We start from the raw sequence: 24,386 nt of genomic DNA on the forward strand, positions 1-24,386 counted from the left end.
GTGCCGCCTGGGTCGGAGGATCATTTCGCCGGCTTGATCTTCAGGCCGGTCCACTTGGCCGCAAACGCCCACAGGTCGGCATATTCCTCGATGATCTTGTCGGTGGGCTTGCCCGATCCGTGGCCGGCGCGGGTTTCGATGCGCACCAGATGCGGGCGATCGCCGATGTCGGTCGCCTGCAGCGCCGCGGTATATTTGAACGTGTGGCCCGGCACGACGCGGTCGTCGGTGTCGGCGGTGGTCGCAAGGATCGCGGGATAGCGCTGGCCCGCACGGATATTGTGATAGGGCGAATAGGCGTAGAGGTTCTTGAAATCGGCTTCCTTCGACGGATAGCCGTAATCGTCCACCCAGTAGCGCCCGGCGGTAAACCGGTCGAAACGGATCATGTCCATGACGCCCACCGCCGGCAGCGCCGCCGCGAACAGGTCGGGGCGCTGATTGGTCACCGCGCCGACGAGCAGCCCGCCGTTCGATCCGCCCTGGATCGCGAGCTGGTCCTTGCCGGTAATGCCCTTGGCGATCAGATATTCGCCCGCGGCGATGAAGTCGTCGAACACATTCTGCTTGTTGAGCAGGCGCCCGCCGTCATGCCACGCCTTGCCATATTCGCCGCCGCCCCGGATGTTGGCGACCGCGAGCACCCCGCCCTGTTCGATCCACGCCAGCCGCGTGACCGAAAATCCCGGGAGCTGGGGAATGTTGAACCCGCCATAGGCATAGAGCAGGGTCGGCGCGGGGCCGGTCACATCCTTGCGCTTGACGATGAACATCGGCACCCGGGTGCCGTCCTTCGACGTATAGAATTGCTGGTCGACGACATAGTCCGCCGGGTCGAACGCGACCTTTGGCGCGGCCCAGGGCGTCGCCTGGCCGGTCTTTACGTCATAGCGATAGATGGTGGTCGGCGTCGCGAAGCTGGTGAAGGCGAAGAAGGTCTCGCTTTCATTCTGGTCGCCGCCGAAACCCGCGGCGGTGCCGATGCCGGGCAGCGCGACCTGGCCCAGCAGCTTGCCGTCGGGGGCATAGCGGCGCACCTCGGTCTTGGCGTCGACCAGATAGCTCGCGACGATCTGGCCGCCGATCAGCGTCGCGCCCTGCAGCACCGCCTGATCCTCGGGCACCACGTCGCGGGTGGCGAGGTCGGCGGATGTGACGTCCATCTCGACGATCTTCGATCGCGGCGCGCCCTTGTTGGTGTTCCACCAGAAACGGCTGCCGACATTGCCGACCACCGCCCATTCATTCTCCAGCCCCTTGACGATCGTCCGCGGCTTCGCGCCCGGCTTGGCCAGGTCGATCAGCGTCATTTCATAGCGATTGTCGGTGCCCTCGGTCGTGGTGATGACCAGCCATGCACCGTCATCGGTGACCTGCGCGAAATGGCCGCGCTTCGGCGTCTCCGGCGTCGCATAAACCAGCGTGTCGGCCGATTGCGGCGTGCCGAGCTTGTGGAAATAGACCGCCTGGTTCTCGTTCAGCGCCTGGAACTCCTGGCCCTTGGCGGGCTCCGGGAAGCGCGAATAGTAAAAACCGCTGCCGTCCTTGGCCCAGGCAAAGTTGGAGAACTTCACCCACTCGACCTTGTCGTCCAGGGTCTTGCCGGTCGCGACGTCCAGCACCTTGACGATGCGCCAGTCGGTACCGCCTTCCTGGATGGTATAGAGCAGCTTGGTGCCGTCCTCGCTCGGTGCCCATTCGCCCAGCGCGGTCGCGCCATCGGCCGACCAGCCATTGGGATCGATCAGCACCCGCCCCTCGCCATCCACACGGTCGCGGACGTACAGCACCGACTGGTTCTGCAGCCCCGAATTGCGGCTGTAGAAATAGCGCCCGCCCTGCTGCTGCGGAACGCCGAAGCGTTCATAATCATACAGCGCCTTCAGCCGCGCGGCGAACACGTCGCGGCCGGGCAGCGTCGCCAGATATGCGTCGGTCAGCTTGTTCTGTTCGGCAACCCAGTCGGCCACCGCCTTGTCGTTGCGGACGTCGTTTTCCAGCCAGCGATAGGGGTCGGCCACCTTCACGCCGAACTGCTCGTCGACCACGTCGACGCGGCGCGTGTCGGGATAGTCGATCGTGGCGGTCATGGCGGGGCGAGGCTCCGGGTCGGAAAGGGCAAAGGCGGGGGAAGCGAACAGCAGCGGCAGGGCGATCAGGGCGCGACGCATGGATGGACTCCAGCAGGAAATGAGAAAGGCCGCACCCTATGGGGGCGCGGCCTGTTGCTCAAGGGGCTGTCAACCATCACCGCCGTCACCGGCGGCGGGCACGATCACGCCGCGGCGTCGAAATCCTCGTCGCTCATCACCGGGCCCGAATCCTGGCCCTTGGCGCTGACGTCGCGATCGACGAACTCGATGATCGCCATCGGCGAGGCGTCCGACGCACGGATGCCCGCCTTGATGATGCGGGTATAGCCGCCGGCACGGTCGGCATAGCGCGGCGCGAGCACGTCGAACAGCTTGACCAGCTGCGCATCGTCCAGCAGGCGCGCATGCGCCAGGCGGCGATTGGACAGGCCGCCCTTCTTCGCCAGCGTCACCAGCTTTTCCACGTACGGACGCAGCTCCTTCGCCTTGGCGACGGTGGTGGTGATCTGCTCGTGCTTGATGAGCGCGGCCGCCATGTTGCGGAACAGGGCAATGCGGTGGGCCGAGGTCCGCTGCAGCTTACGACCGCCAACGCGATGACGCATGATCTTCTTCCTTCTCGTTCGTTAAGGGGCCGAATGAGGTACCCCAGACCAGGCGCCTGTTCAGGCCGGCGCCCTTTGCCTTCTAGATCCTCCCCGAGCTTGCTCGGGGAGGGGGACCATCCGAAGGATGGTGGAGGGGTCCGACGCGGGCAAAGCCCGCGTCGTCGGACGGGCCATTCGGCCCGCCGGCCGGGTCGATCGCGGGCGCGGAATAGCTTGCGCTATTCCGCTGCGATCAGCCCATGATTTCCTGTTCCAGCTTCTTTGCCATTTCCTCGATATTCTCGGGCGGCCAGCCCGGGATTTCCATACCGAGGCGCAGGCCCATGCTGGACAGCACTTCCTTGATCTCGTTGAGCGACTTGCGGCCGAAGTTCGGCGTGCGCAGCATCTCGGCTTCGGTCTTCTGGACCAGGTCGCCGATATAGATGATGTTGTCGTTCTTGAGGCAGTTGGCCGAACGGACCGACAGCTCGAGCTCGTCGACCTTCTTGAGCAGGTAACGGTTGATCGTCGCGGTGTCGCTGGTGCCTTCCGCCGCGGCGGGGGCCGCCGCCATGCCGATCGGCGCCGAACGCGTGATCGCCGAGTCGTCGAAATGGACGAACAGCGCCAGCTGGTCCTGAAGGATGCGCGCGGCATAGGCGAGCGCGTCCTCCGGCGACACCGTGCCGTCGGTCTCGATCGACAGCGTCAGCTTGTCGTAATCGAGCTCCTGCCCGACGCGGGTGTTCTCGACCTTGTAGCTGACCTGGCGGACGGGCGAGTAGAGCGCGTCGACCGGGATCAGGCCGATCGGCGCGTCGGCCGGCCGGTTGGCGCTGGCGGGCAGATAGCCCTTCCCCGTGTCGGCGGTCAGCTCCATGTTGAGCGTCGCGCCTTCGTCGAGGTGGCAGATCAGCAGATTGGGGTTCATCACCTCGATGTCGCCCGACACCGCGATGTCGCCCGCGCGGACGTCCATCGGGCCGGTCGCCGACAGCTGGAGCCGCTTCGGCCCCTCGCCCTGCATGCGCAGCGCGATCTGCTTCACGTTCAGGACGATGTCGGTCACGTCCTCACGCACGCCGGCGAGCGACGAGAATTCGTGCAGGACGTTCTCGATCTTGATCGACGTCACCGCCGCGCCCTGCAGCGACGACAGCAGCACGCGACGCAGCGCGTTGCCGAGCGTCAGGCCGAAACCGCGCTCGAGCGGCTCGGCGACGAAGGTCGCCTTGCGCTTGGGATCGCCGCCGGGCTTCTTTTCGAGGCCATTGGGCTTCTTGAGTTCCTGCCAGTTCTTAGCGTTGACAGACACGGGCTTCCCCTAAGGTTGGGCGGGAAAGGAACAACTCCCGCCGATAAATCGGACCCGGCCGGCGCCGCCATCGCGACGCCCGGCCCGGCCAAGGCGGCAGATCAGACGCGACGGCGCTTGGACGGACGCACGCCATTATGCGGGATCGGCGTCACGTCGCGGATCGACGTGATCTGGAACCCGACCGCCTGCAGCGCGCGCAGCGCCGACTCGCGGCCCGATCCGGGACCCTTCACTTCGACTTCCAGCGTGCGAACGCCATGCTCGGCGGCCTTGCGGCCCGCATCCTCGGCGGCGACCTGCGCGGCATAGGGCGTCGACTTGCGGCTGCCCTTGAACCCCATCATGCCCGCCGACGACCAGCTGATCGCGTTGCCCTGGGCATCGGTGATCGTGATCATGGTGTTGTTGAAGCTGGCGTTGACGTGGGCGACGCCCGCCGTGATGTTCTTGCGTTCGCGCCGGCGAAGGCGCTGCGGTGCTTGAGCCATTTGGTATTCCTGACCTTCTATCCAGTGATCCGGGCCGGGAGGCGGTTAGCCTCGATCCTTGCGCGGACGAGCAATGCGATCGGAAGCAAGGCGCGACGGGCGCGCGCTTACTTCTTCTTGCCGGCGATCGGCTTGGCCTTGCCCTTGCGGGTGCGCGCATTGGTGTGCGTGCGCTGGCCACGAACGGGCAGCCCCTTGCGATGACGCAGGCCGCGATAGCAGGCCAGGTCCATCAGACGCTTGATGTTCATCGCGGTCTGGCGGCGCAGGTCGCCCTCGACGGTGTGGCTGGCGTCGATCGTCTCGCGGATCTGCAGGACTTCCTGGTCCGACAGGTCCTGAACCCGGCGCTCGGGCGTGATGCCCAGCTGAGTCACGATTTCCTTCGCCTTGGTCGGGCCGATGCCGTGGATATATTGCAGCGCGATGATCACGCGCTTGTTGGTCGGGATGTTCACACCCGCGATACGTGCCATGTAGTCTGTTCTCCCAGCTCCACGGGGCACCGCATGGCAGCAGGCCCCATCTCGTCGCGTTGCACCGGAAACGCATGAACGCGGCGAGCGCGAATAATCGCGCCGCCGAAGCGAGCATGGTGCCGGAAGCGCGCGGCATACGGGTGCGAACCCGGCCTGTCAAGCGGGCGGTGCGCGCCCGGCACGATTTCTTCGCGGCCGCCCTGTCCGCCGGTCAACCCCCGTTGACGCGGCGAGCCAGCCCGTCGAACTGCCCGCCCAGCACCTGGTCGACCGGCCCGGCGATCCCCGCCAGGCCATCCGCCATATAGCCCCCGACGACATAGCGCACCGTCAGCTCGGTGCCGTTCCCGCCCGGCGTCAACGTCACGGTCATCGTGCCCGTCACCGCCCCCTCCTGAAGCGGACCCAGGCTCCCCCGCATCCGCAGCACGCGCCCGGGCTCGAAATAGACGACGCGCATATGTTCGACCGCGCCGCCACCCGCCAGCTTCTCGCACCAGCATCCGCCGGCGCGCAGATCGAGCGACAGGTTGGCGGCGTCGCCCGAATAGGTATGGCTGGCGTTCCACCAGCGTTGCGGCGCGACGAGCACCGACCACACACGGTCCGGGGTCGCGGCGATCGTGACGCGATGTTCGCTGACGAACCCCGAAGCGTCGCGCCGCACCAGCTCGCCCGTCGCCGGCGGTGCTCCCAACATCACGGCTCCCGCCGCCGCCAGCTGAACGATCCGCATGGTCTTCCCCCTTTCGCGGGGGACGCTGGCGCAGGCCCGCGCGGCTGACAAGGCCCCCGCGCGGCCTGAACCGCGCCGGCGGGCGCCTCAGCGGTCCAGGATCGCCTCGATCGCATCGGTCACGTCGCCGATCTCCGCCATGCCGTCGACGCGCGAGACCAGGCCGCGCGCCTCGTAGATCGGCAGGATCGGCGCGGTCTTGGCGCGATATTCGGCCATGCGGGTGCGGACCGTTTCGGCATTGTCGTCGGCGCGCCGCTTGAACTCGGTCCCGCCGCACACATCGCACACCCCGGGGGTCGCGGGCAGCTTGTGCCGGTCATGATAGCCCGTGCCGCAGGTCGCACAGGTGAAGCGGCCGGTGATGCGATCGACCAGCGCATCCTCGTCGACCTCCAGCTCGATCACATGATCGAGCGTGCGGTCGCGCGCGGCGAGCAGGCCGTCGAGCGCCTCGGCCTGCGCCGCGGTGCGCGGGTAGCCGTCGAAGATGACGCCCTGGTCCGGGTTCAATTCGTCCAGCCGCTCACCGATGATGCCCGACACGATGTCGTCGGAGACGAGCGCCCCGGCCTCCATCACCGCCTTCGCCTTAAGCCCGACCGGCGTACCCGCCTTGACCGCGGCGCGCAGCATGTCGCCTGTCGAAAGCTGGACCATCCCGCGGTCATCGACCAGGCGACCCGCCTGGGTGCCCTTGCCTGCGCCCGGAGGCCCCAACAAAATGATGTTCAAGGCTTATCCGTCCCCCGTTTCGATCCGCTGCGTTCAGCGTGCACGACCACTCTTCAGCTTCGACTTCTTGATCAGGTCGCCATACTGGTGCGCCAGCAGGTGCGACTGGATCTGCGTCACCGTGTCCATGGTTACGTTGACGACGATCAGAAGGCTAGTGCCTCCGAGGTAGAAGGGGATGCCCAGCGCCGACACGAGATATTCGGGCAGCAGGCAGATGATGGTTAGGTACGCCGCGCCGAGCACGGTGATGCGCGTCAGCACGTAATCGAAATAGGCCTCGGTGTTCTTGCCGGGGCGGATGCCGGGAATGAAGCCGCCATAGCGCTTCAGATTGTCGGCCGTCTCCTCCGGGTTGAACACGACCGCGGTGTAGAAGAACGAGAAGAAGATAATGCCTGCGCCATAAAGCGCCATGTACACCGGCGACCCATGGGTCAGATACTGGTTGAGCGTGATCAGGAAATCACCCCAGGCGCTGTCGCCGCTGGTCTGGCCCTGCCCCGCGAACTGGCTGATCGTCAGCGGCATCAGCAGCAGCGACGACGCAAAGATCGGCGGGATGACGCCGGCGGTGTTGATCTTGAGCGGCAAATGGCTGCGCTCCGCCTGCATCCCGCGCTGGGTCTGGCGCTTGGGATACTGGATCAGGATGCGGCGCTGCGCGCGCTCCATGAAGCAGATGAACAGAACGAGGCCGATCACAGCCAGGCCGATCGCCGCAATCGTCGCGGGATTGACCGACCCCGACCGGCCGCCCTCGAACAGCTGGACCAGCGTCGTCGGCAGATGCGCGACGATGCCCGCCATGATGATCAGCGAGATGCCGTTGCCGATGCCGCGGCTGGTGATCTGTTCGCCCAGCCACATCAGGAACATCGTGCCGCCGATCAGCGAAATGACGGCCGCGATGCGGAACATGATGCCGGGTTCGATGACCGCGGCGACACCCTGGCTCGCGCCGAAGGCTTCCAGGCCGACCGCGATGAAATAGCCCTGGACCGCGGTGAGGCCGACGGTGCCATAGCGGGTATATTGGTTGAGCTTCTTGCGCCCGCTCTCACCTTCCTTCTTGATCGCGGCCAGCGTCGGCGACAGCGAGGTCGCGAGCTGCACCACGATCGAGGCGGTGATATAGGGCATGACGCCGAGCGCGATGACGCTCATCCGCTCCAGCGCGCCGCCCGAGAAATTGTTGAAGAAGTCGAGCACGCCGCCCTGCGTCTGCTGAGCCAGCAGGTTCAACGCGGTCGGGTCGATGCCGGGCAGCGGCACATAGCTCAGCATCCGGAACACGATCAGCGCACCGATGGTGAACCACAGGCGCTTCTTGAGCTCGGTCGCCTTGGAAAAGTTCGCGAGGCTGATGCTGGAGGCAAATTGGTCGGCTGCTGACGCCATGTCGGTGATCGTCCCGGAAACAGAAAGCGGCGGTGCGCGTTGTGCGCTCCCGCCGCTCATATAGGGGTGTCGGGCGGGTTGTCTAAGGGGGAAAGCGATCCCTTCCCCAAGAAGCGCTCGTCAAGGGCCCGGTCGAACCGTCACCCCGGATCTCCCGACAAGCTCGGGAGCGCCTTGATCCGGGTCTCGCTGCCTGATCCGTCGCCGGAACCAGCGGGACCCCGGCGCGAGGCCGGGGTGACGATCAAACCGTCAGGCCGTTCAGCCCTTCTTCTTCGCGTCCTTTGCGGCGATGCGTTCGGCGCGGGCCTTGCCCTTCTTCGCCGCGGCCTTTTCCGCGGCGGGGACGACGGCAATCACCTCGACCGAACCGCCGGCCTTCTCGACCGCCTCGACCGCGGCCTTCGACGCGCCGGCGACCAGGAACTTGAGCTTCGCGGTCAGCGTGCCCTTGGCGAGCAGGCGGACACCGTCCTTGCCGCCGCGCGCCAGATTGGCGGCCTTCAGCGCGGCGTGATCGATCGTGCCGTCGGTGCCAAGCTTGCCGGCATCGACCGCCTTCTGGATCGCGCCCAGGTTCACCTCGGCATAATCCTTGGCGAAGACATTGTTGAAGCCGCGCTTCGGGATCCGCATGTGGAGCGGCATCTGACCGCCCTCGAACCCGTTGATCGAGACGCCTTCGCGGCTCTTCTGGCCCTTCTGGCCACGCCCGGCGGTCTTGCCCTTGCCGGAACCGATGCCACGGCCGACCCGCATCTTGCGGTGACGGGCGCCTTCATTGTCGCGGATGTCGTTCAGTTTCATGTCGTGCACTCGCTTTCGCTTTTGTCGCGCTAAAATCAAATCTCCCTCTCCCGCATGCGGGAGAGGGTCGGGGTGAGGGCCTGAAGGAACAAGCGTCGCGCACGCTGCGCACTTCGCTCCCTCTCCCAACCCTCTCCCGCAAGCGGGAGAGGGCTTTGGGGGACTTATCCCTCGACCGTCACCATGTGCTGCACCTTGCGGATCATGCCGCGCACTTCCGGGCTGTCTTCCAGCTCGACGGTGCGGTGCATCTTGTTCAGGCCCAGGCCTATCAGCGTCGCGCGCTGGTCCTTGGTGCGGCGGATCGGCGACCCGGTCTGGGTGATCTTCACCTTTGCCATGTTGCTCACTCCGTCACCGCCGCGGCTTCGGCCTCGGCCACGCCCTTGTCGGCGCCGCCGCGACCGAGCAGGTCGGCGATCTTTTTGCCACGACGCTGCGCGACGCTCTTGGGCGAGGTCTGCTCGCCCAGCGCCTCGAAGGTCGCCCGGATCATGTTGTACGGGTTCGACGTGCCGACCGACTTGGTGACCACATCGGCCACGCCCAGCGATTCGAACACGGCGCGCATCGGACCGCCGGCAATGATGCCGGTACCCTGGGGCGCGGAGCGGACATAGACGCGGCCCGCACCGAAATGCCCGGCACCGTCATGGTGCAGCGTCCGGCCCTCGCGCAGCGGCACGCGGACCATCTTCTTCTTGGCCGCTGCGGTCGCCTTGGAGATGGCTTCCGGCACTTCGCGCGCCTTGCCATGGCCGAAGCCGACCCGGCCCTTGCCGTCACCGACGACGACGAGCGCCGCAAAGCCGAAGCGCTTGCCGCCCTTCACCGTCTTGCTGACGCGGTTGATGTGGACGAGCTTTTCGATCAGCTCCTCGCCACCTTCCTCGCCACCGCGCGCGCCGCGCTCGTCACGACGGCCACGGCCACCGCGATCATTGCCCCGGCCACCGCCGCGGTCGTTGCCGCCCCGGCCGCGACCCCGGCCGCGGCCCTGGTTCTGGCCGGCGTCCTGCGCTTCGACGACGGGCGCGTCGGTCGTGTTGATTTCGTCCGCCATGCTTAGAACTCCAATCCGCCTTCGCGCGCGGCATCCGCCAGCGCCTTGACGCGACCATGATACAGGAAGCCGCCGCGGTCGAAGACGACCTGGGTCACGCCGGCCTGCTTCGCCGCTTCCGCGACGCGCTTGCCGACTTCCTTGGCAGCTTCGATGTTGGCGCTGGCCTGGCCGCGCAGATCCTTGTCGAGCGTCGACGCCGCCGCGACCGTGCGGCCGGCGGCATCATCGATCACCTGGGCATAGATGTGCTTGCCCGAACGATGCACCGAAAGGCGGGGACGGCCGGCGCCACGCGCACGCAGCGCGGTGCGGTTGCGGCGCCGCCGCTTTTCGAAGAGCGACATACCCTTGGTCGACATCACTTCTTCTTCCCTTCCTTGCGGAAGATATACTCGCCCGCATAACGAATGCCCTTGCCCTTATAGGGTTCGGGACGGCGCCATTCGCGGATTTCCGCCGCGAGCTGGCCGACCTTCTGCTTGTCGATGCCGCTGATCTCGATCGTCGTCTGATCCGGGGTCTTGACCTCCAGATCGGCCGGAACCTCGATGTCGACGTCGTGGCTGTAGCCGAGCTGAAGCTTGAGCTTCTTGCCCTGCATCGCCGCGCGATAGCCGACGCCGGTCATTTCCAGGCGCTTGGTGAAGCCCTCGGTCACGCCGGTGACCAGGTTCTGCACCAGCGTGCGCTGCATACCCCAGAAGGCGCGGGCGCGCTTGGTGTCGTTGGCCGGCTGCACCGAAATGCCGCCGTCGACGACTTCATAGCTGATGTCGTCGGCCAGCTTGAGCGTCAGCGCGCCCTTCGGGCCCTTCACGTTCAGCTCGTCGCCCGCGATGTTGGCGGTCACGCCCGCCGGTACCGAAACCGGCTTCTTTCCGATGCGGCTCATCAGAACACCTCCGCCAGCACTTCGCCGCCGACATTCTGCTCGCGCGCTTCCGCGTCGGACAGAACGCCCTTGGGCGTCGAAACGATGGTGATGCCCAGGCCATTGCGCACGCGGGGCAGGTCCTGCGAACCCGAATAGACGCGGCGACCGGGCTTGGACACGCGCGCGACATGCTTGATCGCGGGCTGGCCCTCGAAATATTTCAGCTCGATGCGAATGCCCGCGGCGGGGCCCATCTGCTCTTCGCTGTAGCCGCGGATATAGCCTTCGCGCTGCAGCACATCGAGCACGCGGGCGCGCAGCTTCGACGCGGGCGTCAGCACGCTGTCCTTGCGGGCGCGCTGGCCGTTGCGGATGCGGGTGAGCATATCACCCAGGGGATCGGTCAATGCCATGTGCGTGATCCTTACCAGCTCGACTTGGTGACGCCGGGGATCAGGCCCTTGTTGGCCAGATCGCGCAGCATGACGCGGGCGAGACGGAACTTGCGGTAATAGGCGCGCGGACGGCCGGTCACTTCGCAACGGTTGCGGACCCGGGTCGGGTTCCCGTTGCGCGGGATTTCAGCCATCTTGAGGCGCGCGATCAGACGCTCGGTCTCATCGAGCGACTCGTCGTTCGCGATTGCCTTCAGCTTCGCATATTTGCCGGCATACTTCTTGACCAGCAGCTTGCGACGCTCGTTCTTGTTGATCGAACTCAGTTTCGCCATCGGACTTAAGCTCTCTTCTTCCAATCCGTCGCCCCGGCGGAGGCCGGGGCCGCTCACTTCAGTGCGCGCTCCCGCTGGACGGGGCGGCCCCGGCCTCCGCCGGGGCGACGCGCAGATGGATTACGCCGCCTGCTTTTCCTCGCCGGTCATCCCGATGAACGGGAAACCGAACAGGCGCAGCAGCTCGCGCGCCTCGTCATCGGTCTTGGCGGTGGTCGTGACGATGATGTCCAGACCACGCACCTTGTCGATGCGGTCGTAATTGATTTCCGGGAACACCAGCTGTTCCTTCAGGCCCATGGCATAGTTGCCACGGCCGTCGAACGACTTGGGGTTCAGACCACGAAAGTCGCGGATGCGCGGCATTGCGATCGTCACCAGGCGGTCGAGAAACTCGTACATCCGCTCGCGACGCAGCGTCACCTTGCAACCGATCGGCATGCCCTCGCGCAGCTTGAACTGTGCGATCGACTTCTTCGCCTTGGTCACGACCGGCTTCTGGCCGGCGATCAGCTCCATTTCGGACGCGGCCTGTTCGACCTTCTTCTTGTCCTGGGTCGCTTCACCGACCCCCATGTTGAGGACGATCTTCTCGATCCTCGGCACTTCCATCGCGTTCTTGTAGCCGAACTTCTCCGTCATCGCCTTGGCGATGCGGTCGTCGTACAGCTTCTTCATGCGGGGCGTGTAGCGATCAGCCATTGATGACCTCCCCGGTCTTCACGGCAACGCGGACCTTCTTGCCGTCGCGAGTTTCAAAACGGACGCGGGTCGCCTTGCCGTCCTTGGTCACATGCGCGACCTTGGAAACGTGGAGCGGGGCTTCCGAACGCTCCAGGCCGCCCTGCGGGTTGGCCTGGGTGGGCTTCTTGTGGCGCACCGCGATGTTGACGCCCGACACGACGACCTTCTCGTCACGCGGCATCGACTTCACGACTTCGCCGGTCTTGCCCTTGTCCTTGCCGGACAGGACGACGACCTGGTCGCCCTTCTTGATCTTGGCGGCAGCCATCACAGCACCTCCGGCGCAAGGCTGATGATCTTCATATAGCCACGGCCGCGCAGCTCGCGGACCACCGGGCCAAAGATACGGGTGCCGATCGGCTCCTCGTTCTTGTTGACCAGCACCGCGGCATTGCCGTCGAAGCGGATGACCGAGCCATCGGCGCGGCGAATGTCCTTGGCGGTGCGCACGATCACCGCACGGTGCACGTCGCCCTTCTTCACACGACCACGCGGAGCAGCTTCCTTGATGCTGACGACGATGATGTCGCCCACACCGGCCGTGCGACGCTTCGAGCCGCCCAGCACCTTGATGCACTGCACCCGCTTCGCGCCGCTGTTGTCAGCGACGTCGAGATTGGACTGCATCTGGATCATCGATCCGGTTCCTTCTCACTATGCCCGTGGATACCGACCCACGGGCGCCTTGCTTCTAAAGCCCTCTCCCCTTGGGGATAGGGTTGGGAGAGAGCGTGTCCTATCGAGCGCGTCGCCCGGAAACAGCCCCTCTCCCCAACCCTCTCCCCAAGGGGAGAGGGAGATTGCTTACGCTTCGGCCGCGGCCGCTGCGGTTTCGGCCGGCGTCGCGCGGGTGTTGACCCGACCGATCACCTTCCAGGTCTTGAGCTTCGAGATCGGCGCGGTCTCTTCGATGCGCACGGTCTCGCCCTCGCGATATTCGTTGCCCTCGTCATGGGCATGATACTTCTTCGACCGACGGATGATCTTGCCATAGAGCGGGTGCTTCACCTTGCGCTCCACCAGCACCACGATCGTCTTGTCGCCCTTGTCGGAAACCACGTTCCCGGTCAGCACGCGCTTCGGCATGGTTTCGTCCTCTTACTTGGCAGCCGAGCGCGAGCGCTCGTTCTGCAGCGTCTTGATGCGGGCGATGTCGCGACGGACCTCGCGGACCCGGCTCGCCTTTTCCAGCTGGCTGGTCGCCGCCTGGAAACGCAGGTTGAACTGCTCGCGCTTCAGCTGGCCGAGTTCGTCGGTCAGCTGATCGTCGGTCTTCGCCCGGAAATCGGATACCTTGGTCATTGCTTAACCCTCCAGGTGCGACGTGTCGCCGAGGCGCGCGACGACCTTGGTCTTGATCGGCAGCTTCATCGCCGCGCGCTCGAACGCTTCGGCGGCGAGCGGGCCGGCCACGCCGTCCAGTTCGAACAGGATGCGGCCCGGCTTCACCCGCGCCACCCAGAATTCGGGCGAACCCTTGCCCGAGCCCATGCGGACTTCGGCGGGCTTCGACGAGACCGGCACGTCGGGGAAGATGCGGATCCACAAACGCCCCTGGCGCTTGATGTGACGCGTGATCGCGCGGCGCGCCGCTTCGATCTGGCGGGCGGTGATCCGCTCCGGCTCCATCGCCTTCAGGCCATAGGAGCCGAAGTTCAGGCTGGTGCCGCCCTTGGCATCGCCATGGATACGGCCCTTGAACGCCTTGCGGAACTTGGTGCGCTTCGGTTGCAGCATGTTACTTGTCCCTGGTCCCTATCAGCGCGCCGGACGGACGCCGGAGGTCTGTGCTTCCATCATCAGCCGGTCCTGCGCCATCGGATCGTGGCCCAGGATCTCGCCCTTGAAGATCCACACCTTGACGCCGCACACGCCATAGGCGGTGTGGGCCTGCGCCTCGGCATAATCGACGTTCGCGCGCAGCGTGTGCAGCGGCACGCGGCCCTCGCGATACCATTCGGTCCGCGCGATTTCCGCGCCGCCCAGACGGCCGCCACAGGTGATCCGGATGCCTTCCGCACCCAGACGCAGTGCCGACTGCACCGCGCGCTTCATCGCGCGGCGGAACGCGATGCGGCGCTCCAGCTGGTCGGCGACGCCCTGGGCGACGAGCTTTGCGTCGATCTCGGGCTTGCGGATCTCGACGATATTCAGGCTGACGTCGGACGAGGTCATCGAGGCGAGCTTCTTGCGCAGCTTCTCGATGTCGGCGCCCTTCTTGCCGATGATGACGCCGGGACGCGCCGCAAAGATCGACACGCGGCACAGCTTGGCCGGACGCTCGATCACCACCTTCGAAATCGCGGCCTGGGGCAGCGTCTCGAGGATGTACTTGCGGATCTTCAGGTCCTCCATGAGGAGACGGCCATAGTCATGGCCCTCCGCGAACCAGCGGCTGTCCCAGGTACGGTTGATCTGGAGACGCAGACCGATCGGATTGCTCTTCTGACCCATGACTTACGCCTCTTCCTGCTCGCGCACGACGATCCGCAGCCGCGAGAACGGCTTCAGGATGCGCGTCGACTTGCCGCGACCGCGCGTCGCGAACCGCTTCATCGTGATCGACTTGCCCACCGACGCTTCCGACACGACCAGCGCGTCGACGTCGAGGTTGTGGTTGTTCTCGGCGTTGGCGATGGCGGACGCCAGCACCTTGCGCGCGTCGACTGCCATCGCCTTCTTGCTGAAGGTGAGGATGTTCATCGCGTCGCCCGCCTTCTTGCCGCGGATCAGGCCCGCGACGAGGTTCAGCTTCTGGGCCGAACCGCGGATCGTCGTGCCGACCGCCAGCGCTTCCTTCTCACCGACGCGGCGCGGAGCTGCCTGCTTGCTCATCAGCGCTTACCCTTCTTGTCCGCGGCGTGGCCGGGGAAGAAGCGCGTCGGCGCAAATTCACCCAGCTTCATGCCGACCATGTCCTCATTGACCGAAACCGGCACGAACTTGCGGCCGTTATAGACGTTGAACGTCAGGCCGACGAACTGCGGCAGGATCGTCGAACGCCGCGACCAGGTCTTGATCGGACCGGCGCGCGTGCCCTGTTCCTGGGCGGTCTCCGCCTTCTTGAGCAGGTGGAGGTCGACGAACGGACCCTTCCAAACCGAACGAGCCATCTCGATTAGCCCTTCTTCTTCGCGTGACGCGAACGGATGATCATCTTGTCCGTCGCCTTGTTGTGACGGGTGCGCGCACCCTTGGTCGGCTTGCCCCACGGGGTGACCGGGTGGCGGCCGCCCGAGGTCCGGCCTTCACCACCGCCATGCGGGTGGTCGACCGGGTTCTTGGCGACGCCGCGGGTCAGCGGGCGCTTGCCCAGCCAGCGATTGCGGCCGGCCTTGCCCAGGTTCTGGTTCTGATTGTCGGGGTTCGACACCGCACCGACCGTGCCCATGCAATCGGCCCGGATGTACCGCTGCTCGCCCGAATTGAGGCGGACGATGACCATACCCTTGTCACGGCCGACGACTTGCACATAGGTGCCCGCCGAACGCGCGATCTGGCCGCCCTTGCCCGGCTTCATCTCCACATTGTGGACGATGGTGCCGACCGGCATCTGGCCCAGTTCCATGGCGTTGCCGGGCTTCACGTCGGTCTTCTTGCCGGCGATCACCTTGTCGCCGACGCCCAGGCGCTGCGGCGCGATGATGTAGGCCAGGCGTTCCTTGCCCGCGTCATCCTTGCCGTAATTGACCAGCGCGATGAACGCGGTGCGGTTGGGATCATATTCGATCCGCTCGACCGTGCCCTCGACGTCCCACAGGCGGCGCTTGAAATCGACGATGCGATAACGCTGCTTGTGACCGCCCGCGATGCCGCGCGAGGTGACATGGCCCTTGTTGTTGCGGCCGCCGGTCTTGGTCTTGCCTTCGGTCAGCGCCTTGACGGGGCGACCCTTGTACAGGCCCGAACGGTCGACCAGGATCAGCCCGCGAACGCCGGGCGAGGTCGGATTATATTGCTTGAGCGCCATGGTCAGTTGACCCCCTGCGTCACGTCGATCGAGTCGCCGTCCTTCAGCGTCACGATCGCCTTCTTCATGTCGGTGCGGCGATAGGGGGTGCCCTTCCACCGCTTGGTCTTGCCCTTCTGGACGATCGTGTTGACGCCGGTGACGCTGACGTTGAACAGCGCTTCGACGGCGGCCTTGATCTCGGGCTTGGTCGCGTCGTTGGCGACCTTGAACACCACCGCGTTCGCCTCGCTCACCAGCGTGGCTTTTTCGGTGATGTGCGGCGCCAGGATGACGTCGTAGTGGCGGATGTCGACCGCCGCCTTGGACTGCTTAGCCATGGAAGCGGGCCTCCAGCTTCTCGACCGCGGCGCGGGTCAGCACCAGCGTGTCATGCTTCAGGATGTCATAGACGTTCGCGCCGACCGCCGGCAGGACGTTGACCTGCGTCAGGTTGCGCGAGGCGAGCGCGAAGCTGTTCTCGACCGCATCGCCGTCGATCACCAGCGCCGTCTTGCCAAAGCCCAGCTTGGCGAGCTGGCCCTTCAGCACCTTGGTCTTGGCATCGGCGATGGTCAGCGTGTCGACGACGATCAGCGAACCCGCCTTGGCGTGGCTCGACAGCGCCATCTTCAGGCCCAGCGCGCGGATCTTCTTGTTCAGCGACGGATTGAAGTCGCGAACGCGCGCACCATGCGCCTTACCACCGCCGATGAACACCGGGGCGCGGCGATCGCCGTGACGGGCGGTGCCGCCGCCCTTCTGGCGACCGAACTTCTTGCCCGTGCGGGCGACGTCGGCGCGCTCACGCGTGCCACGAGCAGTGCCGCGGCGCTTTTCGAGCTGCCAGGTGACGACGCGGTGAAGCACGTCGGCGCGCGGCTCGACGCCGAACACCTCGTCCTTCAGGTCGATGTCGCCATTTTCCTTGGCGTCGAGGGTCTGTACCTTGACCTTCACTTGTCAGCCCTCCTGGCCGTCGGTCGCCTCGACCGTCGCCACGTCTTCAGCAGGCGTGTCGGCGGGGGCGTCATTGTTGTTGTGCGCGGTCTTGATCGACGCGGGGTACGGGGCGTCGGCATGACGCGGCACCTTCACCGCGTCCTTGACGATCAGCCAGGTGCCCTTGTGGCCCGGCACCGATCCCTTGACGAAGATCAGGCCGCGCTCGGCGTCGGTCGAAACGACTTCCAGATTCTGCTGGGTGCGGTTGCGGTCGCCCATGTGGCCGGCCATCTTCTTGTTCTTGAAGACGCGGCCCGGATCCTGGCGATTACCGGTCGAACCGTGCGAACGGTGGCTGACCGACACGCCGTGGGTGGCGCGCAAGCCCCCGAAGCCCCAACGCTTCATGGCGCCAGCAAAGCCCTTGCCCTGCGTCTTGCCCGACACGTCGACCAGCTGGCCGGCGACGAAGTGGTCGGCGGCGATTTCCGCGCCGACATCGAGCAGCGCGTCTTCAGCAACGCGGAACTCGCACAGCTGCGCCTTGGGCTCGACTTCGGCCTTGCCGAAATGGCCGCGCTGCGGCTTGGCGACATTCTTGGCCTTGGCGACGCCGGCGCCGACCTGAACCGCGACATAGCCGTCGCGATCGGCGGTCCGCTGCGCCACCACCTGCACACCCTCCAGCGCCAGGACGGTGACGGGCACGTGGCGGCCGTCGTCCTGGAACAGGCGGGTCATCCCCATTTTCTTCGCGATCACGCCAGTGCGCATGACCCATGCTCCTTATACAGAGGCCCGCAACGGCACGATTGCCGACGCGGGCGTGACGAGCCGCCGACGGACGCAAGGTCCAGCGGCAGCTCCCGCTTCAGCCCATGAATTGCAACGAGCCCCGTCCGGGCTGAACTCCCCCGCGGATGCAGGGGAAAAGACGGGGGACGCGAGACCCGGACAACACTCCGTGACGGAGCCGGCCCGGCGGTATCCCTATGTCGAAAGAGCCCTTGCGGCTCTAAGCCTTGATTCGTCACCCGGACCAGGGCCCGGATCTCTTGAGGCTAGGCAGAACCTAGAGGCCAGAGGCTCCGGCGAACCGGAGCGACGATACCGGCGCGAATCCCGCACCGGTGAATCGATGAGCGGCGCGCTTACGCCAATTTGATCTCGACATCAACACCCGCGGCGAGATCGAGCTTCATCAGCGCGTCGACCGTCTGCGGCGTCGGCTGAACGATGTCGAGCATGCGCTTGTAGGTGCGCACTTCGAACTGCTCGCGCGACTTCTTGTCGATGTGCGGGCCGCGATTGACGGTGAACTTCTCGATGCGCGTCGGCAACGGAATGGGACCCCGGATGAGCGCGCCGGTACGACGCGCGGTGTCGGCGATGTCGCCGGTCGCCTGGTCGAGCACGCGATGATCGAACGCCTTCAGGCGGATGCGGATATTATTGTCCATAACGACTGACTCTGGGTCCCTACCGATGCGAAAGAGCGCGGCCCCGTTGCCGGGGCTCTTGCTGTTACTGCGTCAAACGAAGGCGCGCCGATACACGGGTGAGGCTTCGGGATCAAGCCCCCGACAGCGGAAAAAGGTCACGGGTTGCGCCGAACGAGCGGGACCCCGGGACAACCCCGCAGCGATAAAAAAGGCAAAAGGGCCAATCAAAGACCGCCGTCGCCCCGGCCTTGAGCCGGGGCCCCGCTGCCTTTTCAACCTATCGAGTCACACGAGCACGTCGAACAGATCGCGCCATTCGGGATTCCCCCGCTCGACCAGATCGAACTTCCACTGCCGCCGCCATCGCTTCAGACGCTTCTCGTGTGCGATGGCATCAAGAACCGATGGCGTGTGGTCCGCCCACACCAGGCGGTGGAGGCCGTATCGAGTGCAAAAGTCGGAACCCGTACCGTTGCGATGCTGGTGGACTCGGGCCGCAAGATCGGCGGTCACCCCGACATACATCGTGCCACGATAGCGATCCGCCATAATGTACACCCAGCCGCCGTCCGACATGCCGGCAACTCAAAGGCAGCGGGGCCCCGGGTCAAGCCCGGGGCGACGACAAAAGTGTTGCGAACATTTCTCCAGCCTCGTCCCCCGGGCTTGACCCGGGGTCCCGCTTCCCGCGCAACGCCCGCCACCCCGCACACTCCACCAACAAAAAACCCGGCCTCTCCTGCGAGAGACCGGGTTCCTTGTTCGTGTCGAGCCCCGAAGGGCGTCGATTACTTGTCGATCTGGCTCACCACGCCGGCGCCGACGGTGCGGCCGCCTTCGCGGATCGTGAAGCGCTGGCCGACGTCCATCGCGATCGGGGCGATCAGCTTGACGCCAAGGGCCACTTCGTCACCCGGCATGACCATTTCGGTGCCGGCCGGCAGCTCGATCGTGCCGGTGACGTCGGTGGTGCGGAAGTAGAACTGCGGACGATAGTTCGCGAAGAACGGCGTGTGACGGCCGCCCTCGTCCTTCGACAGCACGTAGACCGACGACTGGAAGTCGGTGTGCGGCTTGATCGAACCCGGCTTGGCCAGAACCTGGCCACGCTCGACTTCGTCACGGCCGACGCCGCGGATCAGCGCGCCGATATTGTCGCCCGCCTGGCCCTGGTCGAGCAGCTTGCGGAACATTTCGACGCCGGTCACGACGGTCTTGCGGGTTTCCTGCTGGATGCCGACGATCTCGACTTCCTCGCCGACCTTGATGATGCCGGTTTCGACACGGCCGGTGACGACGGTGCCGCGACCCGAGATCGAGAACACGTCTTCGATCGGCATCATGAACGGCTTGTCGAGCGGACGCTCGGGCTGCGGGATCGACTCGTCGACCGCCTTCATCAGCGCCAGGATCGCGTCCTTGCCCAGCGTCTCGTTCGAGCCGTCGAGCGCGCAGGTCGCCGAACCACGGATGATCGGGATATTGTCGCCGTCGAATTCACGCTTGGACAGTTCCTCGCGGATTTCCAGCTCGACCAGCTCGAGGATTTCCTCGTCGTCGACCAGGTCGACCTTGTTGAGGAACACGACCATCGTCGGCACGCCGACCTGACGGGCGAGCAGGATGTGCTCCTTGGTCTGGGGCATCGGGCCGTCGGTCGCGGCGACGACCAGGATCGCGCCGTCCATCTGCGCCGCGCCGGTGATCATGTTCTTCACATAGTCGGCGTGGCCGGGGCAGTCGACGTGCGCATAGTGGCGGTTCTCGGTCTCATACTCGACGTGCGCGGTCGAGATGGTGATGCCGCGCTCGCGCTCTTCCGGCGCCTTGTCGATGTTGGCGAAATCGACGGCCGCGTTGCCGGCGACGTTTTCAGCCAGAACCTTGGTGATCGCGGCGGTCAGCGACGTCTTGCCGTGGTCGACGTGACCGATGGTGCCGATATTGAGGTGCGGTTTGTTCCGCTCGAACTTTGCCTTCGCCATTGTGTCCTACCTTCTGATTCAGATTTCCCGGCCGCCGGGGCTACTCGCCGAAAGGCGCGCCCATAGCGACTGTTTTTCGATTACGCCAGCCCCGAGCGGGGTGACGTTCAGGCGAGCTTCGCCTTCACTTCGTCGGCCACGTTCTGCGGCACTTCGTCATAATGCGAGAACTGCATCGAGTATTGCGCACGGCCCTGGGTGAACGAGCGCAGCTGGTTCACATAGCCGAACATGTTGGCCAGCGGCACCATCGCCTCGACCACCTGGGCGTTGCCCCGGCTGTCGGTGCCCTGGATCTGGCCGCGGCGGCTGTTCATGTCGCCGATCACGTCGCCCATGAACTCTTCGGGCGTCACCACCTCGACCTTCATGATCGGCTCGAGCAGCTTGATGCCCGCCTTCTGCGCCGCTTCGCGCATCGCGCCGCGGGCACAGATCTCGAACGCCAGCGCCGACGAGTCGACGTCGTGATACTTGCCGTCGATCAGGTGGACGGCAAAGTCGATGATCGGGAAGCCGATCAGCGAACCCGTCTCGGCGGTCTCGCGCATCCCCTTCTCGACCGAGGGGATGTATTCGCGCGGGATGTTGCCGCCCTTGATCTCGTCGTGGAAGACGAAGCCCGAACCACGCTCGCCGGGGACGACCTTGACTTTCACTTCGCCGAACTGGCCCGAGCCGCCCGACTGCTTCTTGTGGGTGTAGGTCAGCTCGACCGGCTTCGCCAGATACTCGCGATACGCCACCTGCGGCGCGCCGACATTGGCCTCGACCTTGAACTCGCGACGCATGCGATCGACCAGGATTTCCAGGTGAAGCTCACCCATGCCCTTGATGATCGTCTGGCCCGATTCGTGATCGGTCGACACGCGGAACGACGGATCCTCGGCGGCCAGGCGGTTGAGCGCGATGCCCATCTTTTCCTGGTCGGCCTTGGTCTTGGGTTCGACCGACAGCTCGATGACGGGATCCGGGAACTCCATGCGCTCCAGGATGATCGGAGCGGCCGGCGCGCACAGCGTGTCCCCGGTCGTCGTTTCCTTCAGGCCCGCGATCGCGACGATGTCGCCGGCATAAGCCACGTCGATGTCCTCGCGATTGTTCGCATGCATCAGCAGCATGCGGCCGATCTTTTCCTTCTTGTCCTTCACCGTGTTCTGGACGGTGCCCTTTTCGAGCTTGCCCGAATAGATGCGCGCGAAGGTGAGCGAGCCGACGAACGGGTCGTTCATGATCTTGAAGGCGAGCGCCGAAAACGGCTCGTCGTCAGACGCCTTGCGGCTGTCCTTGGTCTCGCCGTCCATCTTGACGCCCTCGACCGGCGGAATGTCGAGCGGGCTCGGCAGATAGTCGACGACCGCGTCGAGCAGCGGCTGGACGCCCTTGTTCTTGAACGCCGAGCCGCAGACGATCGGCACGAACGCCATTTCGAGCGTGCCCTTGCGGATCAGCTTCTTCAGGTCGGCGACCGACGGCTCGTTGCCCTCCAGATACGCTTCCATCAGCGCATCGTCCTGCTCGACCGCCATTTCGATCAGCTCGCTGCGATACTTGGCGGCCTTTTCAGCCATATCGGCCGGAATGTCCTGATATTCGAACTTCGCGCCCAGCGACTCCTCGAGCCAGATGATCGCGCGGTTGTTGACCAGGTCGACCAGGCCCTTGAACCCGCCCTCGATGCCGATCGGCAGGTACAGCACCGCCGGACGCGCGCCCAGGCGCTCGATGATCGAGTTGACGCAATAATAGAAATCCGCGCCCGTGCGATCGAGCTTGTTGACGAAGCACATGCGCGGCACGCCGTACTTGTCGGCCTGGCGCCACACGGTTTCGGACTGCGGCTCCACACCGGCAACGCCGTCGAAGCACGCGACCGCGCCGTCGAGCACGCGCAGCGAACGCTCGACCTCGATCGTGAAGTCGACGTGGCCGGGGGTATCGATGATGTTGATCCGGTGCTCTTCGCCCTGACCGTCCTCGGCGCGCCAGAAGCACGTGGTCGCCGCCGAGGTGATGGTGATCCCGCGCTCCTGCTCCTGCTCCATCCAGTCCATCGTCGCGGTGCCTTCGTGCACTTCGCCGATCTTGTAGGACTTTCCGGTGTAATAGAGGATACGCTCGGTCGTCGTCGTCTTGCCGGCATCGATGTGGGCCATGATGCCGATGTTGCGATAGCGGTCGAGCGGATGGCTGCGGGCCATGGTCGAGGTTCCTTAAGGATGTGGGGAGCCGGACCGTCCGGCTCCCCAATATGTAGGTAACGGATGCGTCGTTGCCAGACCGCCGGCGAACCGGCGGCCGCGGGGATTACCAGCGATAGTGACTGAAGGCGCGATTGGCCTCGGCCATGCGGTGCGTGTCTTCACGCTTCTTGACCGCATTGCCGCGATTGTTGGCGGCATCCATCAGCTCGCCCGACAGGCGCGCGGCCATGGTGTGCTCGCTGCGGTTGCGCGCCGACGCGATCAGCCAGCGGATCGCCAGCGCCTGGGCACGCTCGGGACGCACCTCGACCGGGACCTGATAGGTCGCGCCGCCGACGCGGCGGCTGCGGACTTCGATGCCCGGCTTGATGTTGTTGAGCGCATCGTGAAACACGCCCAGCGGCTCGCGCTTGGCACGGGTCTCCACCGTTTCCAGCGCGCCATAGACGATCGCTTCCGCAACCGACTTCTTGCCGTCCAGCATCACGCTGTTCATGAACTTGGACAGGACGATATCCCCGAACTTGGGATCGGGCAGGATTTCCCGCTTCTCGGGACGACGACGACGAGCCATCTCAGATTTCCTTCTAGAACTTCGGTCGATCCGGAACCCGTCCGGGACCTACTCTGGCTGAATTTACTTCGGACGCTTGGCGCCGTACTTCGAACGCGACTGCTTGCGGTCCTTGACGCCCTGGGTGTCGAGCACGCCGCGCAGCACGTGGTAACGCACGCCCGGCAAGTCGCGCACGCGGCCGCCGCGGATCAGCACCACCGAGTGCTCCTGCAGGTTGTGGCCTTCGCCCGGGATGTACGAAATGACCTCGCGCTGGTTGGTCAGGCGGACCTTGGCCACCTTGCGCAGCGCCGAGTTCGGCTTCTTCGGCGTCGTCGTATAGACGCGCGTGCAAACCCCGCGCTTTTGCGGGTTCTGGTCCATCGCAGGGACCTTTGACTTGGCCTTCTGCGGGTCACGGCCCTTGCGGACCAACTGGTTGATCGTCGGCATGAAGCCCTTCACCTTTTCTCGTCGGTTACTTTGCTGGAGTCGTGCAGCGGAAAATACGAAAAGACCCTGGCGGCCTTCACCGGCCTCCGGGCCCTGGCGTCTCCAACAACGTTCAGCTCAATGACCCGCGACAACCAAAATTGACCGGAAAGCCGGGTGTCGGCCTGCCGTGGGCTGGCGCGCCTATATCGCCGCCCCGCCCGGCGGTCAATGGGGATGAACACGCCGCCTGCGCTCCGGGGGCTTTGACCGCAACGGCATCCACGGGCACCATCGCGGCCGATCAGCCGGCCGATTCGGTCGCGTCGGGGTGGGGAGGCCCTTTCGCCATGTTCAACAGCAGCAGCAACCGCTCACGCAGCCCGTCCGCACCCGGCGGATCGACGTCGCGCAAGGGCGGACTGTCGATCATCGGCGCCGACATGGTGGTCACCGGCAACCTCACCGCCACCGCCGACCTGCACATCGACGGGCGGATCGAGGGCGATGTCGCCTGCGCGATGCTGATCCAGGGTGCCGACAGCCACATCGTCGGCGCGGTCGCCGCCGACAGCGCGCGGATCGCGGGCGCGATCGAAGGCGCGGTGCGCGTGCGCGAGCTGATCGTCGAACGCAGCGCGCGGATCGTCGGCGACGTCGAATATGAAAGCATCACCATCGAACAGGGCGGGCATGTCGACGGCCGGATGCGCCATCTGGGCGGAGTCGCGGTCCCGGCGACCGCCGCCGCGCTCGCTGGCCCCAGCGGCGACGAACCCGGCCTGCGCATCGTCGGCGAGGCGGGCTGACCC

The 24,386-nt window shown here is 65.5% G+C and carries 35 protein-coding genes; 1 reads left to right on the forward strand and 34 read right to left on the reverse strand.

Annotation, left to right across the window (positions count from 1 at the left end):
* Positions 1–20 precede the first annotated feature (20 nt).
* The 34 genes from AX676_RS12355 to rpsL all read right to left on the reverse strand — a co-directional run bounded on the left by AX676_RS12355 (position 21) and on the right by rpsL (position 23,595).
* A complete protein-coding gene (locus tag AX676_RS12355; RefSeq protein ID WP_082731230.1) occupies positions 21–2,171 on the reverse strand; it encodes a prolyl oligopeptidase family serine peptidase in 2,151 nt (716 codons plus the stop codon).
* A 104-nt stretch (positions 2,172–2,275) separates the two neighbouring features.
* Complete coding sequence (gene rplQ / locus AX676_RS12360; protein WP_066476844.1) at positions 2,276–2,698, reverse strand: 50S ribosomal protein L17; 423 nt, start codon at positions 2,696–2,698, stop codon at positions 2,276–2,278.
* Positions 2,699–2,933: 235 nt separating this feature from the next.
* Positions 2,934–3,998, reverse strand: coding sequence for a DNA-directed RNA polymerase subunit alpha (locus AX676_RS12365; RefSeq protein ID WP_066476842.1), 1,065 nt, complete (start codon positions 3,996–3,998; stop codon positions 2,934–2,936).
* 101 nt (positions 3,999–4,099) lie between these two features.
* Positions 4,100–4,489, reverse strand: a complete 390-nt coding sequence (rpsK, locus tag AX676_RS12370) for a 30S ribosomal protein S11 (RefSeq protein ID WP_066476841.1) — start codon at positions 4,487–4,489, stop codon at positions 4,100–4,102.
* Positions 4,490–4,596: 107 nt separating this feature from the next.
* Positions 4,597–4,965, reverse strand: a complete 369-nt coding sequence (gene rpsM, locus AX676_RS12375) for a 30S ribosomal protein S13 (RefSeq protein WP_066476840.1) — start codon at positions 4,963–4,965, stop codon at positions 4,597–4,599.
* A gap of 214 nt (positions 4,966–5,179) precedes the next feature.
* On the reverse strand, positions 5,180–5,704 hold the full coding sequence (locus AX676_RS12380; protein ID WP_066644345.1) for an SRPBCC family protein: 525 nt from the start codon (positions 5,702–5,704) through the stop codon (positions 5,180–5,182).
* 87 nt (positions 5,705–5,791) lie between these two features.
* On the reverse strand, positions 5,792–6,439 hold the full coding sequence (locus tag AX676_RS12385) for an adenylate kinase (protein ID WP_066476838.1): 648 nt from the start codon (positions 6,437–6,439) through the stop codon (positions 5,792–5,794).
* A 33-nt stretch (positions 6,440–6,472) separates the two neighbouring features.
* Positions 6,473–7,840 (reverse strand): preprotein translocase subunit SecY, encoded by a 1,368-nt coding sequence (gene secY / locus AX676_RS12390; RefSeq protein ID WP_066476835.1) that lies wholly within the window; start codon positions 7,838–7,840, stop codon positions 6,473–6,475.
* A 261-nt stretch (positions 7,841–8,101) separates the two neighbouring features.
* Positions 8,102–8,647 (reverse strand): 50S ribosomal protein L15, encoded by a 546-nt coding sequence (gene rplO, locus AX676_RS12395; RefSeq protein ID WP_066476833.1) that lies wholly within the window; start codon positions 8,645–8,647, stop codon positions 8,102–8,104.
* A gap of 164 nt (positions 8,648–8,811) precedes the next feature.
* Positions 8,812–8,988, reverse strand: a complete 177-nt coding sequence (gene rpmD, locus AX676_RS12400) for a 50S ribosomal protein L30 (protein WP_066476908.1) — start codon at positions 8,986–8,988, stop codon at positions 8,812–8,814.
* Positions 8,989–8,993: 5 nt separating this feature from the next.
* The gene (rpsE, locus tag AX676_RS12405; protein ID WP_066476831.1) at positions 8,994–9,710 is read right to left on the reverse strand and encodes a 30S ribosomal protein S5; all 717 of its coding nucleotides are present in this window, start codon (positions 9,708–9,710) and stop codon (positions 8,994–8,996) included.
* A gap of 2 nt (positions 9,711–9,712) precedes the next feature.
* The gene (gene rplR / locus AX676_RS12410) at positions 9,713–10,072 is read right to left on the reverse strand and encodes a 50S ribosomal protein L18 (RefSeq protein WP_066476828.1); all 360 of its coding nucleotides are present in this window, start codon (positions 10,070–10,072) and stop codon (positions 9,713–9,715) included.
* Positions 10,072–10,605: a 50S ribosomal protein L6 gene (rplF, locus tag AX676_RS12415; RefSeq protein ID WP_066476827.1), complete on the reverse strand. Its 534-nt coding sequence runs from the start codon at positions 10,603–10,605 to the stop codon at positions 10,072–10,074. The genes rplR and rplF overlap by 1 nt, the downstream gene beginning before the upstream one ends.
* The gene (gene rpsH / locus AX676_RS12420; RefSeq protein ID WP_066476825.1) at positions 10,605–11,000 is read right to left on the reverse strand and encodes a 30S ribosomal protein S8; all 396 of its coding nucleotides are present in this window, start codon (positions 10,998–11,000) and stop codon (positions 10,605–10,607) included. The genes rplF and rpsH overlap by 1 nt, the downstream gene beginning before the upstream one ends.
* Before the next feature lie 11 nt (positions 11,001–11,011).
* Positions 11,012–11,317, reverse strand: coding sequence for a 30S ribosomal protein S14 (gene rpsN, locus AX676_RS12425; RefSeq protein ID WP_066476823.1), 306 nt, complete (start codon positions 11,315–11,317; stop codon positions 11,012–11,014).
* A gap of 120 nt (positions 11,318–11,437) precedes the next feature.
* A complete protein-coding gene (rplE, locus tag AX676_RS12430; RefSeq protein ID WP_066476821.1) occupies positions 11,438–12,019 on the reverse strand; it encodes a 50S ribosomal protein L5 in 582 nt (193 codons plus the stop codon).
* Positions 12,012–12,329: a 50S ribosomal protein L24 gene (rplX, locus tag AX676_RS12435; RefSeq protein WP_066476817.1), complete on the reverse strand. Its 318-nt coding sequence runs from the start codon at positions 12,327–12,329 to the stop codon at positions 12,012–12,014. The genes rplE and rplX overlap by 8 nt, the downstream gene beginning before the upstream one ends.
* Positions 12,329–12,697 (reverse strand): 50S ribosomal protein L14, encoded by a 369-nt coding sequence (gene rplN / locus AX676_RS12440; protein ID WP_066476814.1) that lies wholly within the window; start codon positions 12,695–12,697, stop codon positions 12,329–12,331. The genes rplX and rplN overlap by 1 nt, the downstream gene beginning before the upstream one ends.
* A 168-nt stretch (positions 12,698–12,865) precedes the next feature.
* Positions 12,866–13,147 carry a 30S ribosomal protein S17 gene (gene rpsQ, locus AX676_RS12445; protein ID WP_066476812.1) on the reverse strand — a complete coding sequence of 94 codons (282 nt, stop codon included), beginning with the start codon at positions 13,145–13,147 and terminating at the stop codon, positions 12,866–12,868.
* A gap of 12 nt (positions 13,148–13,159) precedes the next feature.
* Positions 13,160–13,363, reverse strand: a complete 204-nt coding sequence (gene rpmC, locus AX676_RS12450) for a 50S ribosomal protein L29 (protein WP_066476810.1) — start codon at positions 13,361–13,363, stop codon at positions 13,160–13,162.
* Positions 13,364–13,366: 3 nt separating this feature from the next.
* A complete protein-coding gene (rplP, locus tag AX676_RS12455; RefSeq protein ID WP_066476809.1) occupies positions 13,367–13,798 on the reverse strand; it encodes a 50S ribosomal protein L16 in 432 nt (143 codons plus the stop codon).
* A gap of 21 nt (positions 13,799–13,819) precedes the next feature.
* Positions 13,820–14,515, reverse strand: coding sequence for a 30S ribosomal protein S3 (rpsC, locus tag AX676_RS12460; RefSeq protein ID WP_066476804.1), 696 nt, complete (start codon positions 14,513–14,515; stop codon positions 13,820–13,822).
* A 3-nt stretch (positions 14,516–14,518) separates the two neighbouring features.
* Positions 14,519–14,896: a 50S ribosomal protein L22 gene (gene rplV / locus AX676_RS12465; protein WP_066476802.1), complete on the reverse strand. Its 378-nt coding sequence runs from the start codon at positions 14,894–14,896 to the stop codon at positions 14,519–14,521.
* Complete coding sequence (rpsS, locus tag AX676_RS12470; protein ID WP_066476799.1) at positions 14,896–15,174, reverse strand: 30S ribosomal protein S19; 279 nt, start codon at positions 15,172–15,174, stop codon at positions 14,896–14,898. The genes rplV and rpsS overlap by 1 nt, the downstream gene beginning before the upstream one ends.
* Before the next feature lie 5 nt (positions 15,175–15,179).
* Positions 15,180–16,031, reverse strand: a complete 852-nt coding sequence (rplB, locus tag AX676_RS12475) for a 50S ribosomal protein L2 (RefSeq protein ID WP_066476798.1) — start codon at positions 16,029–16,031, stop codon at positions 15,180–15,182.
* Positions 16,032–16,033: 2 nt separating this feature from the next.
* Complete coding sequence (locus AX676_RS12480) at positions 16,034–16,351, reverse strand: 50S ribosomal protein L23 (protein ID WP_066476795.1); 318 nt, start codon at positions 16,349–16,351, stop codon at positions 16,034–16,036.
* The gene (gene rplD, locus AX676_RS12485) at positions 16,344–16,970 is read right to left on the reverse strand and encodes a 50S ribosomal protein L4 (protein WP_066476794.1); all 627 of its coding nucleotides are present in this window, start codon (positions 16,968–16,970) and stop codon (positions 16,344–16,346) included. The genes AX676_RS12480 and rplD overlap by 8 nt, the downstream gene beginning before the upstream one ends.
* A 3-nt stretch (positions 16,971–16,973) precedes the next feature.
* Positions 16,974–17,729 (reverse strand): 50S ribosomal protein L3, encoded by a 756-nt coding sequence (gene rplC / locus AX676_RS12490; RefSeq protein ID WP_066476793.1) that lies wholly within the window; start codon positions 17,727–17,729, stop codon positions 16,974–16,976.
* 377 nt (positions 17,730–18,106) lie between these two features.
* Positions 18,107–18,415 carry a 30S ribosomal protein S10 gene (gene rpsJ, locus AX676_RS12495; protein ID WP_066476792.1) on the reverse strand — a complete coding sequence of 103 codons (309 nt, stop codon included), beginning with the start codon at positions 18,413–18,415 and terminating at the stop codon, positions 18,107–18,109.
* Positions 18,416–18,682: 267 nt separating this feature from the next.
* The gene (locus AX676_RS12500) at positions 18,683–18,973 is read right to left on the reverse strand and encodes a GIY-YIG nuclease family protein (RefSeq protein WP_066476789.1); all 291 of its coding nucleotides are present in this window, start codon (positions 18,971–18,973) and stop codon (positions 18,683–18,685) included.
* A gap of 212 nt (positions 18,974–19,185) precedes the next feature.
* The gene (gene tuf, locus AX676_RS12505) at positions 19,186–20,382 is read right to left on the reverse strand and encodes an elongation factor Tu (protein WP_066476787.1); all 1,197 of its coding nucleotides are present in this window, start codon (positions 20,380–20,382) and stop codon (positions 19,186–19,188) included.
* Positions 20,383–20,489: 107 nt separating this feature from the next.
* Positions 20,490–22,583, reverse strand: coding sequence for an elongation factor G (gene fusA / locus AX676_RS12510; protein ID WP_066476785.1), 2,094 nt, complete (start codon positions 22,581–22,583; stop codon positions 20,490–20,492).
* Positions 22,584–22,689: 106 nt separating this feature from the next.
* Complete coding sequence (gene rpsG, locus AX676_RS12515) at positions 22,690–23,160, reverse strand: 30S ribosomal protein S7 (protein ID WP_066476780.1); 471 nt, start codon at positions 23,158–23,160, stop codon at positions 22,690–22,692.
* Positions 23,161–23,223: 63 nt separating this feature from the next.
* On the reverse strand, positions 23,224–23,595 hold the full coding sequence (rpsL, locus tag AX676_RS12520) for a 30S ribosomal protein S12 (protein WP_066476904.1): 372 nt from the start codon (positions 23,593–23,595) through the stop codon (positions 23,224–23,226).
* Positions 23,596–23,924: 329 nt separating this feature from the next.
* Between rpsL and AX676_RS12525 the strand changes: the two genes are divergently transcribed.
* Positions 23,925–24,383 (forward strand): bactofilin family protein, encoded by a 459-nt coding sequence (locus AX676_RS12525; RefSeq protein ID WP_082731233.1) that lies wholly within the window; start codon positions 23,925–23,927, stop codon positions 24,381–24,383.
* The last annotated feature ends 3 nt before the right edge of the window (positions 24,384–24,386 follow it).

The sequence above is a fragment of the Sphingomonas sp. CCH21-G11 genome (assembly GCF_001555965.1).
Lineage (GTDB): Bacteria > Pseudomonadota > Alphaproteobacteria > Sphingomonadales > Sphingomonadaceae > Sphingomonas.

What these genes read in the sequence shown, in the direction of transcription:
- rplX (WP_066476817.1), bottom strand. Translation starts at nt 12,329, where the DNA reads ATGGCTGCCGCCAAGATCAAGAAGGGCGACCAGGTCGTCGTCCTGTCC.
- rpmD (WP_066476908.1), bottom strand. Translation starts at nt 8,988, where the DNA reads ATGGCAAAGGTGAAGATCACCCAGACCGGGTCGCCGATCCGCCGCACC.
- AX676_RS12355 (WP_082731230.1), bottom strand. Translation starts at nt 2,171, where the DNA reads ATGCGTCGCGCCCTGATCGCCCTGCCGCTGCTGTTCGCTTCCCCCGCC.
- rplR (WP_066476828.1), bottom strand. Translation starts at nt 10,072, where the DNA reads ATGTCGACCAAGGGTATGTCGCTCTTCGAAAAGCGGCGGCGCCGCAAC.
- rpsH (WP_066476825.1), bottom strand. Translation starts at nt 11,000, where the DNA reads ATGGCATTGACCGATCCCCTGGGTGATATGCTCACCCGCATCCGCAAC.
- rplB (WP_066476798.1), bottom strand. Translation starts at nt 16,031, where the DNA reads ATGGCGCTCAAGCAATATAATCCGACCTCGCCCGGCGTTCGCGGGCTG.
- AX676_RS12500 (WP_066476789.1), bottom strand. Translation starts at nt 18,973, where the DNA reads ATGTCGGACGGCGGCTGGGTGTACATTATGGCGGATCGCTATCGTGGC.
- tuf (WP_066476787.1), bottom strand. Translation starts at nt 20,382, where the DNA reads ATGGCGAAGGCAAAGTTCGAGCGGAACAAACCGCACCTCAATATCGGC.
- rplE (WP_066476821.1), bottom strand. Translation starts at nt 12,019, where the DNA reads ATGGCTGATCGCTACACGCCCCGCATGAAGAAGCTGTACGACGACCGC.
- rplO (WP_066476833.1), bottom strand. Translation starts at nt 8,647, where the DNA reads ATGAAACTGAACGACATCCGCGACAATGAAGGCGCCCGTCACCGCAAG.
- rpsN (WP_066476823.1), bottom strand. Translation starts at nt 11,317, where the DNA reads ATGGCGAAACTGAGTTCGATCAACAAGAACGAGCGTCGCAAGCTGCTG.
- rpsG (WP_066476780.1), bottom strand. Translation starts at nt 23,160, where the DNA reads ATGGCTCGTCGTCGTCGTCCCGAGAAGCGGGAAATCCTGCCCGATCCC.
- rpsM (WP_066476840.1), bottom strand. Translation starts at nt 4,965, where the DNA reads ATGGCACGTATCGCGGGTGTGAACATCCCGACCAACAAGCGCGTGATC.
- AX676_RS12380 (WP_066644345.1), bottom strand. Translation starts at nt 5,704, where the DNA reads ATGCGGATCGTTCAGCTGGCGGCGGCGGGAGCCGTGATGTTGGGAGCA.
- rpsL (WP_066476904.1), bottom strand. Translation starts at nt 23,595, where the DNA reads ATGCCGACGATCAACCAGTTGGTCCGCAAGGGCCGTGACCCGCAGAAG.
- rpsJ (WP_066476792.1), bottom strand. Translation starts at nt 18,415, where the DNA reads ATGGACAATAATATCCGCATCCGCCTGAAGGCGTTCGATCATCGCGTG.
- rpsS (WP_066476799.1), bottom strand. Translation starts at nt 15,174, where the DNA reads ATGGCTCGTTCGGTTTGGAAGGGTCCGTTCGTCGACCTCCACCTGCTC.
- rplN (WP_066476814.1), bottom strand. Translation starts at nt 12,697, where the DNA reads ATGATCCAGATGCAGTCCAATCTCGACGTCGCTGACAACAGCGGCGCG.
- rpsC (WP_066476804.1), bottom strand. Translation starts at nt 14,515, where the DNA reads ATGGGTCAGAAGAGCAATCCGATCGGTCTGCGTCTCCAGATCAACCGT.
- AX676_RS12480 (WP_066476795.1), bottom strand. Translation starts at nt 16,351, where the DNA reads ATGGCTAAGCAGTCCAAGGCGGCGGTCGACATCCGCCACTACGACGTC.
- rpsE (WP_066476831.1), bottom strand. Translation starts at nt 9,710, where the DNA reads ATGGCGGACGAAATCAACACGACCGACGCGCCCGTCGTCGAAGCGCAG.
- rplC (WP_066476793.1), bottom strand. Translation starts at nt 17,729, where the DNA reads ATGCGCACTGGCGTGATCGCGAAGAAAATGGGGATGACCCGCCTGTTC.
- fusA (WP_066476785.1), bottom strand. Translation starts at nt 22,583, where the DNA reads ATGGCCCGCAGCCATCCGCTCGACCGCTATCGCAACATCGGCATCATG.
- secY (WP_066476835.1), bottom strand. Translation starts at nt 7,840, where the DNA reads ATGGCGTCAGCAGCCGACCAATTTGCCTCCAGCATCAGCCTCGCGAAC.
- rplV (WP_066476802.1), bottom strand. Translation starts at nt 14,896, where the DNA reads ATGAGCAAGCAGGCAGCTCCGCGCCGCGTCGGTGAGAAGGAAGCGCTG.
- rpsK (WP_066476841.1), bottom strand. Translation starts at nt 4,489, where the DNA reads ATGGCTCAAGCACCGCAGCGCCTTCGCCGGCGCGAACGCAAGAACATC.
- rplQ (WP_066476844.1), bottom strand. Translation starts at nt 2,698, where the DNA reads ATGCGTCATCGCGTTGGCGGTCGTAAGCTGCAGCGGACCTCGGCCCAC.
- rpsQ (WP_066476812.1), bottom strand. Translation starts at nt 13,147, where the DNA reads ATGCCGAAGCGCGTGCTGACCGGGAACGTGGTTTCCGACAAGGGCGAC.
- rplP (WP_066476809.1), bottom strand. Translation starts at nt 13,798, where the DNA reads ATGCTGCAACCGAAGCGCACCAAGTTCCGCAAGGCGTTCAAGGGCCGT.
- AX676_RS12525 (WP_082731233.1), top strand. Translation starts at nt 23,925, where the DNA reads ATGTTCAACAGCAGCAGCAACCGCTCACGCAGCCCGTCCGCACCCGGC.
- rplF (WP_066476827.1), bottom strand. Translation starts at nt 10,605, where the DNA reads ATGAGCCGCATCGGAAAGAAGCCGGTTTCGGTACCGGCGGGCGTGACC.
- rpmC (WP_066476810.1), bottom strand. Translation starts at nt 13,363, where the DNA reads ATGACCAAGGTATCCGATTTCCGGGCGAAGACCGACGATCAGCTGACC.